At 39.1% G+C, this 13,453-nt stretch carries 25 protein-coding genes; all 25 read right to left on the minus strand.

Annotated features, from left to right (window positions below; genetic code table 11):
• Positions 1-71: 71 nt before the first annotated feature.
• The 25 genes from K0O23_RS01400 to rplP all read right to left on the minus strand — a co-directional run bounded on the left by K0O23_RS01400 (position 72) and on the right by rplP (position 13,425).
• The gene (locus K0O23_RS01400) at positions 72-371 is read right to left on the minus strand and encodes an FtsB family cell division protein (protein WP_219875590.1); all 300 of its coding nucleotides are present in this window, start codon (positions 369-371) and stop codon (positions 72-74) included.
• 91 nt (positions 372-462) lie between these two features.
• Positions 463-1,740 carry a phosphopyruvate hydratase gene (eno, locus tag K0O23_RS01405; protein WP_219875591.1) on the minus strand — a complete coding sequence of 426 codons (1,278 nt, stop codon included), beginning with the start codon at positions 1,738-1,740 and terminating at the stop codon, positions 463-465.
• Positions 1,741-1,762: 22 nt separating this feature from the next.
• A complete protein-coding gene (gene carA, locus K0O23_RS01410; protein WP_219875592.1) occupies positions 1,763-2,875 on the minus strand; it encodes a glutamine-hydrolyzing carbamoyl-phosphate synthase small subunit in 1,113 nt (370 codons plus the stop codon).
• A gap of 76 nt (positions 2,876-2,951) precedes the next feature.
• Positions 2,952-3,458: a 50S ribosomal protein L17 gene (gene rplQ, locus K0O23_RS01415; protein ID WP_219875593.1), complete on the minus strand. Its 507-nt coding sequence runs from the start codon at positions 3,456-3,458 to the stop codon at positions 2,952-2,954.
• A gap of 70 nt (positions 3,459-3,528) precedes the next feature.
• Positions 3,529-4,518 carry a DNA-directed RNA polymerase subunit alpha gene (locus K0O23_RS01420; RefSeq protein WP_219875594.1) on the minus strand — a complete coding sequence of 330 codons (990 nt, stop codon included), beginning with the start codon at positions 4,516-4,518 and terminating at the stop codon, positions 3,529-3,531.
• A 37-nt stretch (positions 4,519-4,555) separates the two neighbouring features.
• Positions 4,556-5,161 (minus strand): 30S ribosomal protein S4, encoded by a 606-nt coding sequence (rpsD, locus tag K0O23_RS01425; protein ID WP_219875595.1) that lies wholly within the window; start codon positions 5,159-5,161, stop codon positions 4,556-4,558.
• Between the two features lie 22 nt (positions 5,162-5,183).
• A complete protein-coding gene (gene rpsK, locus K0O23_RS01430; protein WP_219875596.1) occupies positions 5,184-5,576 on the minus strand; it encodes a 30S ribosomal protein S11 in 393 nt (130 codons plus the stop codon).
• Positions 5,577-5,585: 9 nt separating this feature from the next.
• A complete protein-coding gene (gene rpsM, locus K0O23_RS01435) occupies positions 5,586-5,963 on the minus strand; it encodes a 30S ribosomal protein S13 (RefSeq protein ID WP_219875597.1) in 378 nt (125 codons plus the stop codon).
• Between the two features lie 9 nt (positions 5,964-5,972).
• Positions 5,973-6,089 carry a 50S ribosomal protein L36 gene (rpmJ, locus tag K0O23_RS01440; RefSeq protein ID WP_007654264.1) on the minus strand — a complete coding sequence of 39 codons (117 nt, stop codon included), beginning with the start codon at positions 6,087-6,089 and terminating at the stop codon, positions 5,973-5,975.
• A 6-nt stretch (positions 6,090-6,095) separates the two neighbouring features.
• Positions 6,096-6,314 (minus strand): translation initiation factor IF-1, encoded by a 219-nt coding sequence (gene infA / locus K0O23_RS01445; protein ID WP_219875598.1) that lies wholly within the window; start codon positions 6,312-6,314, stop codon positions 6,096-6,098.
• Positions 6,315-7,088: a type I methionyl aminopeptidase gene (map, locus tag K0O23_RS01450; protein ID WP_219875599.1), complete on the minus strand. Its 774-nt coding sequence runs from the start codon at positions 7,086-7,088 to the stop codon at positions 6,315-6,317.
• Positions 7,089-7,091: 3 nt separating this feature from the next.
• Positions 7,092-8,408: a preprotein translocase subunit SecY gene (gene secY / locus K0O23_RS01455; protein ID WP_219875600.1), complete on the minus strand. Its 1,317-nt coding sequence runs from the start codon at positions 8,406-8,408 to the stop codon at positions 7,092-7,094.
• Between the two features lie 5 nt (positions 8,409-8,413).
• Positions 8,414-8,860 carry a 50S ribosomal protein L15 gene (rplO, locus tag K0O23_RS01460; RefSeq protein ID WP_219875601.1) on the minus strand — a complete coding sequence of 149 codons (447 nt, stop codon included), beginning with the start codon at positions 8,858-8,860 and terminating at the stop codon, positions 8,414-8,416.
• Between the two features lies 1 nt (position 8,861).
• Positions 8,862-9,041 carry a 50S ribosomal protein L30 gene (rpmD, locus tag K0O23_RS01465; protein ID WP_219875602.1) on the minus strand — a complete coding sequence of 60 codons (180 nt, stop codon included), beginning with the start codon at positions 9,039-9,041 and terminating at the stop codon, positions 8,862-8,864.
• Between the two features lie 5 nt (positions 9,042-9,046).
• Complete coding sequence (gene rpsE, locus K0O23_RS01470; RefSeq protein ID WP_219875603.1) at positions 9,047-9,565, minus strand: 30S ribosomal protein S5; 519 nt, start codon at positions 9,563-9,565, stop codon at positions 9,047-9,049.
• Positions 9,566-9,570: 5 nt separating this feature from the next.
• Positions 9,571-9,918, minus strand: a complete 348-nt coding sequence (gene rplR, locus K0O23_RS01475) for a 50S ribosomal protein L18 (RefSeq protein WP_219875604.1) — start codon at positions 9,916-9,918, stop codon at positions 9,571-9,573.
• 8 nt (positions 9,919-9,926) lie between these two features.
• The gene (gene rplF / locus K0O23_RS01480) at positions 9,927-10,481 is read right to left on the minus strand and encodes a 50S ribosomal protein L6 (RefSeq protein ID WP_219875605.1); all 555 of its coding nucleotides are present in this window, start codon (positions 10,479-10,481) and stop codon (positions 9,927-9,929) included.
• A gap of 15 nt (positions 10,482-10,496) precedes the next feature.
• Positions 10,497-10,895: a 30S ribosomal protein S8 gene (gene rpsH / locus K0O23_RS01485; protein WP_219875606.1), complete on the minus strand. Its 399-nt coding sequence runs from the start codon at positions 10,893-10,895 to the stop codon at positions 10,497-10,499.
• Positions 10,896-10,985: 90 nt separating this feature from the next.
• Positions 10,986-11,255, minus strand: coding sequence for a 30S ribosomal protein S14 (gene rpsN, locus K0O23_RS01490; protein ID WP_219875607.1), 270 nt, complete (start codon positions 11,253-11,255; stop codon positions 10,986-10,988).
• A gap of 5 nt (positions 11,256-11,260) precedes the next feature.
• A complete protein-coding gene (gene rplE, locus K0O23_RS01495; RefSeq protein ID WP_219875608.1) occupies positions 11,261-11,815 on the minus strand; it encodes a 50S ribosomal protein L5 in 555 nt (184 codons plus the stop codon).
• Position 11,816: 1 nt separating this feature from the next.
• Complete coding sequence (rplX, locus tag K0O23_RS01500) at positions 11,817-12,137, minus strand: 50S ribosomal protein L24 (protein WP_219875609.1); 321 nt, start codon at positions 12,135-12,137, stop codon at positions 11,817-11,819.
• Between the two features lie 18 nt (positions 12,138-12,155).
• A complete protein-coding gene (rplN, locus tag K0O23_RS01505) occupies positions 12,156-12,524 on the minus strand; it encodes a 50S ribosomal protein L14 (protein WP_137759971.1) in 369 nt (122 codons plus the stop codon).
• 1 nt (position 12,525) lies between these two features.
• Positions 12,526-12,783: a 30S ribosomal protein S17 gene (gene rpsQ / locus K0O23_RS01510; RefSeq protein WP_219875610.1), complete on the minus strand. Its 258-nt coding sequence runs from the start codon at positions 12,781-12,783 to the stop codon at positions 12,526-12,528.
• A gap of 15 nt (positions 12,784-12,798) precedes the next feature.
• Positions 12,799-12,999: a 50S ribosomal protein L29 gene (gene rpmC, locus K0O23_RS01515; protein WP_219875611.1), complete on the minus strand. Its 201-nt coding sequence runs from the start codon at positions 12,997-12,999 to the stop codon at positions 12,799-12,801.
• A 3-nt stretch (positions 13,000-13,002) separates the two neighbouring features.
• Positions 13,003-13,425, minus strand: a complete 423-nt coding sequence (gene rplP / locus K0O23_RS01520) for a 50S ribosomal protein L16 (protein WP_219875612.1) — start codon at positions 13,423-13,425, stop codon at positions 13,003-13,005.
• Positions 13,426-13,453: the final 28 nt, after the last annotated feature.

Below are 13,453 nucleotides of genomic sequence, written 5' to 3' on the forward strand. Positions count from 1 at the left end.
GTTACGAATAATTTAGGGAGGGATTGGCCTTGAGTTCAGAACTGCTAACCTTGACTTATACTTACTGGCTATTATTCCTTTTTCTTCGGCACCACAATAAACACATCTTCATTAGGACGCTTCATCAGGTATTTCTCCCGCGCAAATTTCTCCAACAACTCAGGATTACCCATTAATTCCCGGCGATCTTTCTCTACCTCTGCCATCCTTTCCAGATAAAACTGTTTCTTTTCCTCCTCATCATGCAGTGTTCTCCTCATTTGGTACTGCGTAATAAAATCATTGGAATCGAAAAAAAGCATCCAAACCAGAAATAAAGCCGTGGTGATAAAATAATAATTGCGGAAAAACTTTGGAATGCGCTTGATCATGGCCTGAAAGTATAAGGGTGCTTATACAAAAATAAGGCTGTGAGTTATAAAACCCACAGCCTTAGCTATAAATATTTTTGAGATCGGTAAATTAGAACTTTTTACCAGGATAATAAGCTACCTCGCCAAGTTCCTCCTCAATACGCAGCAGTTGGTTATACTTTGCCATTCTATCTGAACGCGAAGCCGAACCTGTTTTGATCTGGCCTGTGTTTAACGCTACTGCAAGGTCTGCAATGGTATTGTCTTCTGTCTCGCCAGAACGGTGGCTCATCACGCTCTTATACCCGTGGCGCAGGCCAAGGTTAATTGCGTTGATAGTCTCCGTAAGCGTACCAATCTGGTTCACTTTAATCAGGATAGAATTACCTACGCCTTTATCTATACCTTGCTGCAGACGCTCAACATTCGTTACAAACAGGTCGTCGCCAACAAGCTGTACTTTGTTACCAATAGTATCAGTCAGTTCTTTCCAGCCATTCCAGTCATCCTCATCCATTCCATCTTCAATCGAAGCAATAGGGTACTTCTCCGTCCACTCTTTCCAGTAGCTAACCATTTCAGAAGATGTAAGCTTATCACCGGTAGATTTTTTGAAAGTATAAAGTCCTGTAGACTTATCGTAGAACTCTGAGCTGGCAGCATCCATGGCAATCATCATATCGTCGCCTGGCTTGTAACCGGCAGCCTCTATTGCCTGAAGCACTACTTCAATTGCCTCAACATTAGAAGCGATGTTAGGAGCAAAACCACCCTCATCACCAACATTTGTAGAAAGGCCTTTTTTCTTTAGCACGTTCTTCAAGTGATGGAAAACCTCAGATCCCATACGCAGCGCCTCAGAGAAAGAAGAAGCACCAACAGGCATGATCATAAACTCCTGGAAATCGATGGAGTTATCTGCATGGCTGCCACCGTTCAGGATATTCATCATCGGTACAGGCAATGTATTAGCATTAACACCACCTACATAGCGATAAAGCGGCATGTTTAGCTCCATAGCAGCGGCACGGGCCATAGCAAGCGATACACCAAGAATGGCATTTGCTCCCAGGTTACCCTTATTAGAAGTACCATCAAGCTCAACCATGATCTTATCAAGCAGGTTCTGCTCGAACACAGGAAAGCCGATAAGTTCTTCAGCAATCTTTTCGTTGACATTTTTAACAGCCTGCAGTACACCTTTACCCATGTACTTACTCTTGTCGCCGTCACGTAATTCAACAGCCTCATGAATGCCCGTAGATGCACCAGATGGTACAGCAGCGCGTCCAAGTATGCCGTTTTCAGTTATTACATCAACTTCTACTGTAGGATTGCCTCTTGAGTCGAAGATCTGTCTTGCTTTAATATCAGTTATCAAGCCCATTTAATTGTTTTTAACTATAGTTTTACTTGTTTTTATATTGTTCTAACAGAGCCACGAAATCATCAAACAGATAAGTTGAGTCGTGTGGACCCGGCGATGACTCCGGATGGTATTGCACAGAGAACGCCGGCTTGGTTTTCATTCGAATACCCTCAATGGTATTATCATTCAAGTTAATATGCGTTACCTCTACATCAGGGTGATTCTTTAGCTGCTCCGCATCTACAACAAAACCATGGTTCTGACTGGTGATTTCACTTCTTCCTGTCAGCAAATTTTTTACAGGATGATTTAAGCCACGATGACCATTATGCATCTTGTAAGTTGCAATACCATTGGCCTGAGCCAGCATCTGGTGGCCCATACAAATACCAAACATTGGTTTATGTTTATCCAATATCTGCTTAACACTTTCAATAGCCATAGTTGTTGCTGCCGGATCTCCCGGACCATTAGATATAAAATATCCATCGGGGTTCCACTTTTCCATTTCTTCAAATGGGGTATTATACGGGAACACTTTTACTTCACAACCTCTCGCAACCAGGTTATTCAAACTATTGCGCTTAACACCAAGATCCAAAACAGCTACTTTATACTTTACATCCTCTGGAGTATTTTCGTAGGCTTGAGGAGTACTAACATGAGAAGCTAGTTCTAAACCTGCCATAGAAGGCACTTCCGAAAGCCTCTTACGCAACTCCTCCACATCAGTTATTTCAGAAGAGACAATTGCATTCATTGCACCCTTATCACGTATGTGTCGCACAAGAGCTCTTGTGTCAATTTCACAGATACCAACTATTCCAGCTTTCTCAAAATATTCCTGCAAAGAGCCTTCTGCTGTTTTTCTTGAAAAATAATGTGAAAAATCCTTACAAACCAATCCGCTGATCTGTACCCTGTCTGACTCAACTTCTTGATGTTGTACACCATAGTTGCCAACATGAGAAACAGTATTTACTACTAATTGCCCATAATAAGAAGGGTCTGTAAAAATTTCCTGGTAACCAGTCATGCCTGTGTTAAAGCAAAGCTCACCACCAGACGTACCGATACGACCAAGGCTCTTACCTTGGAAAATTGTGCCATCTTCTAAAAGAAGTATAGCTTCAGTTGAAATGTGCTTTTTCATTGGTAACATTTGATACAAAAATAAAAAAGGGACACGACTAACGTCATGTCCCTTTTAAAATATTTAAAAGCAAAGCTTATTCAGCATCTTTCGCCTCATCTTTAGCGTCCATAGCAGCAGCTTTAGTTTCAGGAGCAGAAGCCTCATCTTTCTTCTTTGCAGAAGAACGACGACGAGTTTTCTTAGCACCTGTTGCAGCTGTTCCTGCTGTAGTCAGCATATCCTCGTTGTAGTCTACCAGCTCAATAACACACATTTCTGCGTTGTCACCTAGTCTGTAACCAGTTTTAAGGATGCGTGTGTAACCACCTGGTCTTGCAGCGATTTTAGCAGATACTTCATCAAAAAGCTCCTTCACAGACTCTTTGTTCTGTAAGTAAGCGAAGATTGTTCTTCTTGAGTGAGTTGTATCGTTTTTAGATTTAGTTAACAAAGGCTCAACATACTTGCGTAACGCTTTAGCTTTTGCAACTGTAGTAGAAAGACGCTTGTGTAAAATTAAAGACGATGCCATGTTTGAAAGCATTGCCTTGCGGTGCGAAGCAGTTCTTCCTAAGTGATTTATTTTTTTACCGTGTCTCATTATATTGAATTGTGCACGGGCATACCGTCGATCAACCTACTCAGGGATCGGGAATTATGCCGTAAATTAATTATTCTTCTTCTAATTTATACTTAGAAAGGTCCATACCGAAGGTTAACCCCTTCTCCTGAACTAAGTTTTCTAACTCAGTCAATGACTTCTTACCGAAGTTTCTGAACTTCATCATGTCAGAAATATCTAACTGTACTAAGTCGCCAAGTGTTTTAATGTCGGCAGCTTTCAAACAGTTATATGCTCTAACAGAAAGGTCCATATCCTGTAATGAAGTCTTAAGAACCTTACGCATGTGAAGCATTTCTTCATCAACGGCCTCCTCTTCTTCAGGCTTAGCAGTCTCAAACGTCATAGTGTTGTCGGAGAACAGCATAAAATGCTGAATAAGAATATTAGCCGCACCTTTCAATGCATCTTCAGGATGAATTGATCCGTCAGTCTGAATATCAAGTATAAGTTTTTCGTAGTCAGTTTTCTGCTCTACACGTGTATTTTCTACACTAAACTTAACATTCTTGATCGGAGTAAAAATAGCATCGATAGAGATAAGGCCAAACACCTGATCTTGAGTTTTGTTTTCATCAGCAGGTACGTAACCACGGCCCTTCTGTACGGTCAACTCAACTTCTAATGTTATATTCTTATCTAAATGACAGATTACAAGCTCTGGGTTCAACACCTCAAAAGAAGTAGTGAACTTATTGATATCACCGGCAGTGAATGTATCCTGACCGCTGATTGTAACTGTTATTTTGTCATCAATAACCTCGCTCGTTTTCTTAAAGCGAACCATTTTCAGGTTAAGAATTATATCAGATACATCCTCAACCACGCCTTCAACAGACGAAAATTCGTGCAATACACTAGGAATACGTATGCTGGAAATTGCATATCCTTCAAGAGAAGAAAGCAAAATTCTGCGTAACGCATTTCCAATGGTTACACCGTAACCTTTTTCAAGCGGCTTGAATTCAAATAAACCATGAAAGTCGTCGGCTTTTTCCATTACAACTTTCTCTGGCATTTGAAATGCTAATATTGACATACTTGCAGTGTTAAAGGTTAAAAATTGATTACGCTGATTACTTAGAGTAAAGCTCGACGATAAGCTGCTCCTGAATTTTCTCAGGGATTTGCTCACGATCTGGAGTAGCTACTAGCTTACCAACCATCTCTGCTGCGTTCCACTCTAACCAGTTAAATGAACGTGCGTTACGTACAGTTAAGCTAGTTGTAATAGCCTCAAGAGATTTTGACTTCTCTCTTACAGCTATAGCATCACCAACCTTTAAGCTATAAGATGGAATATTTACCACCTCGCCATTAACAGTAATATGTTTATGAAGAACTAACTGACGAGCAGCTCTTCTGGTAGGAGCAATACCTAAACGATAAACTGTATTGTCCAATCTAGATTCAAGAAGGATCAATAAGTTCTCACCAGTAACACCGCCTTTTCTATGAGCTTTCTCGAAAAGATTAGCAAATTGTTTTTCCAGAACACCGTAAATATATTTAGCCTTCTGTTTTTCTGCTAACTGAATAGCATATTCAGACTGCTTTTTACGACGGCCACGACCGTGCATTCCAGGAGGATATGCTTTCTTTTTTAATGCTTTGCTTGGGCCAAAAATCTCTTCGTTAAACTTTCTTGAGATCTTGCTTTTAGGACCAGTATATCTTGCCATTTTATTTAATCTACTTTAAAAATTAAACTCTTCTGCGTTTAGGAGGACGGCATCCGTTGTGAGGAAGTGGAGTAACGTCTTTTATAGATGTTACTTCGATTCCTGAATTCTGTACAGTACGGATGGCGGACTCTCTACCTGCACCAGGGCCTTTAACAAAAACTTCAGCTTTACGCATACCTAGGTCGTAAGCAACCTTGGCGCAATCTGAAGCTGCCATTTGTGCAGCGTAAGGAGTGTTCTTTTTAGAACCTTTGAAACCCATTTTACCGGCAGAAGCCCAAGATATAACTTGTCCTGCGTTGTTGGTTACAGATATAATAATATTGTTGAAAGAAGCTTTAATGTGTACTTGGCCAACTGATTCAACAATTACGACACGCTTTTTAGCTTTATCTTTTCTTTTCTGAGCCATGATTAATGATTATTTAGAAGCTTTCTTCTTGTTTGCAACTGTCTTACGCTTACCTTTTCTGGTGCGTGAGTTGTTCTTGGTACGCTGTCCACGAACAGGCAGACCTTTACGGTGTCTTAAACCACGGTAGCAACCAATGTCAAGAAGACGCTTGATATGTAACTGCACTTCAGATCTTAAAACACCTTCTGTTTTGTGATCTGATGCAATGACATTTCTAATTTCATTAGCTTCATCTTCAGTCCAGTCTTTAACCTTTTTGTCAAGATCCACCCCGGCCTTTTGTAAGATAGTTTGAGACAGATTACGACCAATACCGTAAATGTACGTTAATGCGATCTCGCCTCTTTTGTTATCCGGAATATCTACTCCTGCTATTCTAGCCATAATTGATAATTATCCTTGTCTTTGTTTATATCTTGGATTTTTTTTGTTGATAACATAAAGCTTCCCCTTACGGCGGATAACTTTACACTCAGCACTTCTCTTTTTTACTGATGCTTTAACTTTCATTGTAATTTATTTATATCGATAAACAATTCTACCTTTAGTTAAATCATAAGGTGACATCTCTAACTTGACTTTGTCTCCTGGAAGAATTTTGATGTAGTGCATTCTCATTTTTCCAGAAATGTGAGCTATAACCTGATGACCGTTTTCAAGCTCCACACGGAACATTGCGTTTGATAAAGCTTCGATAATTGTTCCGTCCTGCTCTATAGATGACTGTTTCGCCATTTATTGTTGTTTAGCTTGTTTTATATATTCAAAACTTGTTAAAATCTCTGCCTTATCTTTCCTTACAACTACTGTATGTTCAAAATGCGCAGAGGGTTTATTATCTCTTGTTCGTATTGTCCAGCCATCGTCTTCTTGTACAATGTTACGTGTTCCAAGATTGATCATCGGCTCAATGGCAATAACTAAACCATTTTGTAATTTAATTCCTTGTCCTCTTCGGCCGTAGTTAGGAACCTCAGGAGACTCATGTAAGTTCCTTCCGAGACCATGTCCAACAAGTTCACGCACAACACCATAGCCATTACTTTCGGCATGCTGTTGTACGGAGTGGCTAATGTCACCCAATCTGGATCCAACAGTTGCATGTTCAATCCCCTTGTAAAGGGACTCCTCTGTAACTGTCAATAATTTAAGTATATCATCACTTACATTTCCAACTGCATGGGTGTAAGCACAGTCACTATGAAATCCTTTGTAAAACACACCACAATCAACAGAGATTATATCTCCATCTCTTAAAATGTAATCACTAGGCATTCCATGAACTACAGTTGAATTAACCGAGATACATAAACTAAAAGGAAACCCGTTATAGTTTTTAAAAGAAGGTTTCGCATTATGGTCAAGTATAAACTCTTCCGCCCGCTTGTCCAACTCAACAGTTGATATACCTTCTTTTACAAGAACAGCTATTTCGCCATGTGCTTTACTTAATATTAAAGCACTCTGGCGAATTAGCTCAATTTCTTCTTCTGTTTTATAAAATATCATCTATTAAGATACCATGGCTATGTTCTCTGTTCTGCCTCTAAGCTTTCCAGATTTCATCATACCATCGTAATGTCTCATTAATAAATAACTCTCTATCTGTTGTAATGTGTCAAGTACTACACCAACCATAATTATAAGTGATGTACCTCCAAAGAACTGAGAGAATTCTCTCGTAACACCTAACAGCATTGCAATTGAAGGGAAAATAGCCACAAGTGCAAGATAGATAGCACCTGGTAGAGTTATTCTGGTTAAAATTGCATCAATGTATTCAGAAGTTGCACGACCTGGCTTTACACCAGGGATAAACCCGCCACTTCGTTTTAAATCATCAGCTATCTGGTTTGGATTAACACTGATTGCAGTATAAAAGTAGGTGAATAACAAAATCATTACACCAAATACCAGGTTATACTGCCAGGAAGTGAAATCCGAAAAGGTAGCTCCGATATAATTAGCAGTATCATTTGAATCGGCCCAGATTGATGCGATCATTGAAGGCAAAAACATAAGGGACTGTGCAAAGATAATTGGCATTACACCTGCTGCATTTACTTTTAATGGTATGAACTGACGCTGTCCGCTATACAATGCATTACCGCCAACTTGTTTAGCATATTGCACAGGTATCCTCCTAATAGCTTGAGTAAGCATTACTACTGACATTACTACGAAGAACAATACAATGATTTCGAACAGGAATAATAAAGCGCCGTTGAGTTGCTTTGATAGACCTTCAGCAAGTATTGCACCTGGGAACCGTGATATAATACCGATCATGATCAGCATGGATATACCATTACCAATGCCCTTGTCAGTAATCTTCTCACCTAACCACATACAGAAAATAGTACCTGATGTAAGTACGATCATCGATGTGATAGTGAACAGAGTAGTATTGATTGCAATTGCCTCAGAATTAATTGTGGCAACGAAGCCAACAGCCTGGGCAAGCGTAATAATGATAGTAAGAACTCGGGTGATTTGGTTGATTTTCTTTCTACCTGATTCACCCTCCTTCTGCATCTTTTGGAAGTATGGTACAGCAATAGTTAACAACTGCAAAACGATGGATGCAGATATATAAGGCATAATGCCTAATGCAAAAATAGATGCATTACTAAAAGCACCACCTAAAAAAGTATCTAACAAACCAAATAGTCCTTCAGTATTAGCTTGAAGCTTGCTAGGATCAATGCCAGGAAGAACTACAAAAGAACCAAGTCTAAATATGGCTATAAAACCAAGAGTATTCAAAATTCTTACTCTTAGGTCATCAATAGCCCAAATGTTCTTAATAGTTGTTAAAAACTTCTTCATATCTACTAAATCGCAACTGTTTTTCCGCCTGCTTTTTCAATTGACTCAGTAGCTGACTGAGAAAATGCGTGTGCATGTATTTCTACACCTTTGCTGATCTCACCTCTACCAAGAACTTTAACCTTATCATTTTTTGAAACTAAGCCATGTGCTTTGAAAAAATCAAAGTTAAACACAGTTTCGTTAGTTGACTCAGCCAATGATTGAATTACATCCAGGTTGATAGCTTTATACTCAACTCTGTTGATGTTTTTAAAGCCATACTTTGGCACACGTCTTTGAAGTGGCATCTGTCCACCTTCAAAACCTGATTTCTGTGAATAACCAGAACGTGATTTAGCACCTTTATGACCTCTTGTAGATGTACCGCCTCTACCTGAACCAGTACCTCTACCTATCCTTTTGCGGGTCTTTATAGACCCTTCTGCAGGTTTTAAAGAGTTTAAATACATTTTAAATATCTTTTACTTCTACTAAGTTATGAACCTTGTTTACCATACCAGCAATCTGAGGTGTTAATTCAACAGTTACTGATTTACTGATCTTACCTAGCCCTAAAGCTTTGATTGTAAGCTTCTGGTTTTTAGGTCTGTCAATAATGCTCTTGATTTGTGTGATAGTAACCTTAGCCATCTCAATTAACCGTTAAATACTTTCTGAAGATTTACACCTCTTTGCTGGGCTACAGCTAAAGGATCACGCATCTTAGACAATGCATCAAATGTTGCTTTAACCACGTTGTGCGGATTAGAAGATCCTTTTGACTTGCAAAGTACATCTTTAATTCCGGCACTCTCTAGTACAGCGCGCATAGCACCACCGGCAATTACACCAGTACCTGGCGCAGCTGGCTTAACTAAAACGAAACCGCCTGAGTACTTACCTTCCATTGAATGAGGTACAGTATTGTGGTAAACAGGAACCTTTACAAGATTCTTCTTAGCATCATCAATACCTTTTGCAATGGCATCAGTTACTTCATTAGCTTTTCCTAATCCATAACCCACAACACCGTTACCGTCACCTACTACTACGATGGCAGCAAAGCTAAACCTTCTACCACCTTTTACAACCTTGGCAACGCGATTAATAGCTACTACTTTCTCTTTTAATTCGATTTCGCTAGCTTTTACACTACGTATATTGTTCTTCAACATAACTTTTAGAATTTAAGGCCAGCTTCACGAGCGCCTTCTGCCAATGATTTAACTTTACCGTGGTATAGGTAACCTGAGCGATCGAACACTACCTGAGTAATACCTTTCTCAAGGGCTTTGGCAGCTATTTCTTTTCCAACTTTGTTAGAAGTCTCAACGTTCGCTTTAGCATCATCAATTTTAGCTGAAGAGGCAGCTACTATTGTTTTACCAGTAGTATCATCTATTATCTGTGCATAGATAGCTTTATTGCTTCTAAACACAGACAGTCTTGGTCTTGCAGCTGTACCAGAAATTTTATTTCTGATACTTCTCTTAATTCTAAGTCTTCTTGTTACTTTATTAGCAGACATGATGATGATTATTTAGACGCTGTCTTACCAGCTTTTCTTCTGATTACTTCACCAACGAAACGGATACCTTTACCTTTGTAAGGTTCAACTTTACGCAGTGATCTGATTTTAGCAGCAACCTGACCTAACAGTTGCTTATCATTACTTTCCAAAGTAATTACCGGAGCCTTACCTTTCTCTGTAACTGCAGTCGCAGAAACTTCTGAAGGCATAGTCATGAAGATATTGTGTGAGTATCCCAGAGCTAATTCAAGAACATCTCCCTGAACAGTAGCTTTGTAACCTACACCTACAAGCTCAAGCTGCTCTTTATAGCCTTCACTTACACCTACAACCATGTTGTTGATCAGTGATCTGTAAAGACCATGCATTGCTTTGTGACGCTTCTGTTCAGTAGGTCTTTCTACAATAATCTGGTTTTCTTCCTGCTTAACAATGATATCTTTGTCAACTGCAGTACTTAAAGAACCTTTAGGTCCTTTAACTGTAACCACATTATCATTTGCGACACTAACTTCAATATTATTTGGCAGGCTGATTGGCAGTTTTCCTATACGTGACATAGTCCTATCCTCCTATTAATAAACGTAACACAATACTTCACCACCTACATTAAGTGAGCGAGCTTCTTTCTCTGTCATTACGCCTTTAGAAGTAGATAATATAGCGATACCCAAGCCATTTAAAACTCTTGGTAAAGCTTCGCTTCCAGCGTACTTACGAAGCCCTGGCTTACTAACCCTGTCTAATTTTACAATAGCTGATTGCTTTGTATTAGGGTTGTACTTCAGAGCGATCTTGATTGTACCTTGCACAGCAGAGTCTTCAAACTTGTAACTTTGAATATACCCTTTGTCGTACAATACTTTTGTTATCTCTTTTTTTATCTTGCTAGATGGTATTTCAACTATTCTGTGGTTAGCCTTGATGGCATTACGCACTCTAGTTAAATAATCTGCTATTGGATCTGAGTTCATTACGAATCACTTAAATAATGAATGCTTACTCTAAGCGAGCGGCAAAGATACGAATATCTTCTTTACTTTCTTAGTCTGCTATGAAAATAATTACCAGCTCGACTTTGTTACACCAGGAATTTTACCCATAACTGCAAGTTCTCTGAACAGTACACGAGAAATACCGAATTTTCTCATATATCCTCTTGGACGTCCAGAAAGTTTGCAACGGTTATGTAACCTTACAGGTGATGCATTACGCGGTAGTTTATCCAACGCATCATAATCACCATTAGCTTTCAGTTCAGCTCTTTTAGTAGCATATTTAGCTACCATTTTTTGTCTTTTAAGCTCTCTAGCTTTTACTGCTTCCTTAGCCATGTTTCTTATTTCTTGATGTTAGTGAAAGGCATACCGAATGCTTTAAGCAACTCATAGCTCTCCTCGTCTGTATTAGCAGTTGTCACAAAAGTTATGTCCATACCAGTTATAGACTTAATTTTGTCAATGCTGATCTCAGGGAAGATGATTTGCTCTTTGATACCTAAAGTATAATTACCACGGCCATCAAAACCTTTTTCGCTTACACCTCTGAAGTCACGAACACGAGGAAGAGCAATTGTTAAAAGACGATCCAAGAATTCATACATCTTCTCACCTCTCAAAGTAACTCTTGCTCCGATCGGCATGCCTTCACGAAGTTTGAAATTCGATACTGATTTTTTTGCAATTGTAGCAACAGCTCTCTGGCCAGTGATAGTTGTTAATTCATCAACACCTATATCAACCAGTTTTTTATCAGCTACTGCAGCACCTATACCCTTGTTGATAGAAATTTTAGTGATTTTAGGCACTTCCATTACATTTTTGTACTGGAACTTCTCTTTCAGGGCAGGTACTACCTCATTCTGATACTTTTCTTTTAATCTTGTAGTAGCCATCTTAGATTACTTCTCCTGTTTTTTTAGAATAACGCTCTGTTTTTCCTTCGCTGTTTTTTCTGCTTCCTGCTTTGAATGTTTCGCCTTTAGCGTCAACTAAAGAAACATTGCTGGCATGAATTGGAGCTTCAACTTTAGAGATTCCACCCTGAGGATTCTTTGCACTAGGCTTAGAATGCTTTGTTACCAGGTTTAATCCTTCGATAGTTACTTTTTGCTTCTCGATGTTTACAGCGATTATGCGGCCTGTTTTGCCACGCTCGTCACCGGCTAACACTTTTACTGTATCGCCAGTCTTTACATGAAGTTTTTTCTTATTCATCTTAATGCGAATTAGGGATTAAAGAACTTCAGGAGCTAACGAAACAATTTTCATGAATTGCTTTTCACGAAGTTCACGTGCTACCGGTCCAAAGATACGTGTACCACGTGGTTCGTTGTTTGCATTAAGAAGAACAGCTGCGTTATCATCAAATCTGATATAAGAGCCATCTTTTCTTCTTATCTCTTTTTTAGTTCTTACTATTACTGCTTTAGATACAGTACCTTTTTTAACGTTACCAGAAGAAAGAGCTGATTTTACAGTTACTACAATTCTGTCTCCTATTGAAGCGTACTTTTTACCAGTACCACCCAATACACGGATACAAAGTACTTCTTTAGCACCACTGTTATCCGCAACACTAAGTCTTGATTCCTGCTGTATCATATTACTTCGCTCTTTCTATTATTTCTACTAAACGCCAGTTTTTATTCTTGCTTAGCGGACGAGTCTCCTGAATTTTAACATAGTCTCCTATGTTGCACTCATTATTCTCATCGTGAGCCATGAATTTTGTGGACTTGCTCAGGAACTTACCATAAATCGGGTGTTTCATTCTGCTTTCCACAAGCACAGTGATAGATTTGTCCATCTTGTTGCTAACAACCTTACCACTTCTTTCTTTTCTAAGATTTCTCTCTTCCATGATTATTATTAAGTATTAAGAGTTAGCTTCAATTTCACGACGACGTATCTCTGTGTTAAGACGAGCAACTAAGCGCTTCATCTCACGAATTCTCATCGGGTTCTCCAACGGAGATATAGCATGTGCAAAACGGATGTTCTGCATGTTGGAGCTCTCAGTGTTAAGTTTCTCTTTTAACTCTTCTAAAGACAAAGCTCTTATCTCTGAATTTTTCATATACTATTTCTCAACGTAATCTCTACGTACTACAAACTTTGTTTTAACTGGCAGTTTTTGAGCAGCTAGTCTCAATGACTCTTTCGCTACTTCTAAAGTTACACCATCAGATTCAAACATGATAGTGCCTGGCTTAACAACCGCTACCCAATATTCAGGGGAACCTTTACCTTTACCCATTCGAACCTCTGCAGGCTTTTTGGTAATAGGTTTGTCAGGGAAGATGCGGATCCATACTTGACCCTCACGTTTCATTGCTCTTGTCATCGCAATACGAGCAGCCTCAATTTGACGGCTTGTAATCCATGATGCTTCAAGAGATTTTATTGCAAAAGAACCAAATGAAATAGTACTGCCTCTGTGAGCCAGACCTTTCACACGTCCTTTTTGCATTTTTCTATATTTAGTCCTTTTAGGCTGTAACATTTTCTAAATACTTAATAATGTTATAGAA

This window comes from Pontibacter aydingkolensis (genome assembly GCF_019443125.1).
In the GTDB taxonomy this organism is placed as follows: Bacteria; Bacteroidota; Bacteroidia; order Cytophagales; family Hymenobacteraceae; genus Pontibacter; species Pontibacter aydingkolensis.

Bases quoted from the DNA above. Each gene is read 5' to 3' on its own strand.
- K0O23_RS01400 (WP_219875590.1), bottom strand. From the start codon at position 371: ATGATCAAGCGCATTCCAAAGTTTTTCCGCAATTATTATTTTATCACC.
- eno (WP_219875591.1), bottom strand. From the start codon at position 1,740: ATGGGCTTGATAACTGATATTAAAGCAAGACAGATCTTCGACTCAAGA.
- carA (WP_219875592.1), bottom strand. From the start codon at position 2,875: ATGAAAAAGCACATTTCAACTGAAGCTATACTTCTTTTAGAAGATGGC.
- rplQ (WP_219875593.1), bottom strand. From the start codon at position 3,458: ATGAGACACGGTAAAAAAATAAATCACTTAGGAAGAACTGCTTCGCAC.
- K0O23_RS01420 (WP_219875594.1), bottom strand. From the start codon at position 4,518: ATGTCAATATTAGCATTTCAAATGCCAGAGAAAGTTGTAATGGAAAAA.
- rpsD (WP_219875595.1), bottom strand. From the start codon at position 5,161: ATGGCAAGATATACTGGTCCTAAAAGCAAGATCTCAAGAAAGTTTAAC.
- rpsK (WP_219875596.1), bottom strand. From the start codon at position 5,576: ATGGCTCAGAAAAGAAAAGATAAAGCTAAAAAGCGTGTCGTAATTGTT.
- rpsM (WP_219875597.1), bottom strand. From the start codon at position 5,963: ATGGCTAGAATAGCAGGAGTAGATATTCCGGATAACAAAAGAGGCGAG.
- rpmJ (WP_007654264.1), bottom strand. From the start codon at position 6,089: ATGAAAGTTAAAGCATCAGTAAAAAAGAGAAGTGCTGAGTGTAAAGTT.
- infA (WP_219875598.1), bottom strand. From the start codon at position 6,314: ATGGCGAAACAGTCATCTATAGAGCAGGACGGAACAATTATCGAAGCT.
- map (WP_219875599.1), bottom strand. From the start codon at position 7,088: ATGATATTTTATAAAACAGAAGAAGAAATTGAGCTAATTCGCCAGAGT.
- secY (WP_219875600.1), bottom strand. From the start codon at position 8,408: ATGAAGAAGTTTTTAACAACTATTAAGAACATTTGGGCTATTGATGAC.
- rplO (WP_219875601.1), bottom strand. From the start codon at position 8,860: ATGTATTTAAACTCTTTAAAACCTGCAGAAGGGTCTATAAAGACCCGC.
- rpmD (WP_219875602.1), bottom strand. From the start codon at position 9,041: ATGGCTAAGGTTACTATCACACAAATCAAGAGCATTATTGACAGACCT.
- rpsE (WP_219875603.1), bottom strand. From the start codon at position 9,565: ATGTTGAAGAACAATATACGTAGTGTAAAAGCTAGCGAAATCGAATTA.
- rplR (WP_219875604.1), bottom strand. From the start codon at position 9,918: ATGTCTGCTAATAAAGTAACAAGAAGACTTAGAATTAAGAGAAGTATC.
- rplF (WP_219875605.1), bottom strand. From the start codon at position 10,481: ATGTCACGTATAGGAAAACTGCCAATCAGCCTGCCAAATAATATTGAA.
- rpsH (WP_219875606.1), bottom strand. From the start codon at position 10,895: ATGAACTCAGATCCAATAGCAGATTATTTAACTAGAGTGCGTAATGCC.
- rpsN (WP_219875607.1), bottom strand. From the start codon at position 11,255: ATGGCTAAGGAAGCAGTAAAAGCTAGAGAGCTTAAAAGACAAAAAATG.
- rplE (WP_219875608.1), bottom strand. From the start codon at position 11,815: ATGGCTACTACAAGATTAAAAGAAAAGTATCAGAATGAGGTAGTACCT.
- rplX (WP_219875609.1), bottom strand. From the start codon at position 12,137: ATGAATAAGAAAAAACTTCATGTAAAGACTGGCGATACAGTAAAAGTG.
- rplN (WP_137759971.1), bottom strand. From the start codon at position 12,524: ATGATACAGCAGGAATCAAGACTTAGTGTTGCGGATAACAGTGGTGCT.
- rpsQ (WP_219875610.1), bottom strand. From the start codon at position 12,783: ATGGAAGAGAGAAATCTTAGAAAAGAAAGAAGTGGTAAGGTTGTTAGC.
- rpmC (WP_219875611.1), bottom strand. From the start codon at position 12,999: ATGAAAAATTCAGAGATAAGAGCTTTGTCTTTAGAAGAGTTAAAAGAG.
- rplP (WP_219875612.1), bottom strand. From the start codon at position 13,425: ATGTTACAGCCTAAAAGGACTAAATATAGAAAAATGCAAAAAGGACGT.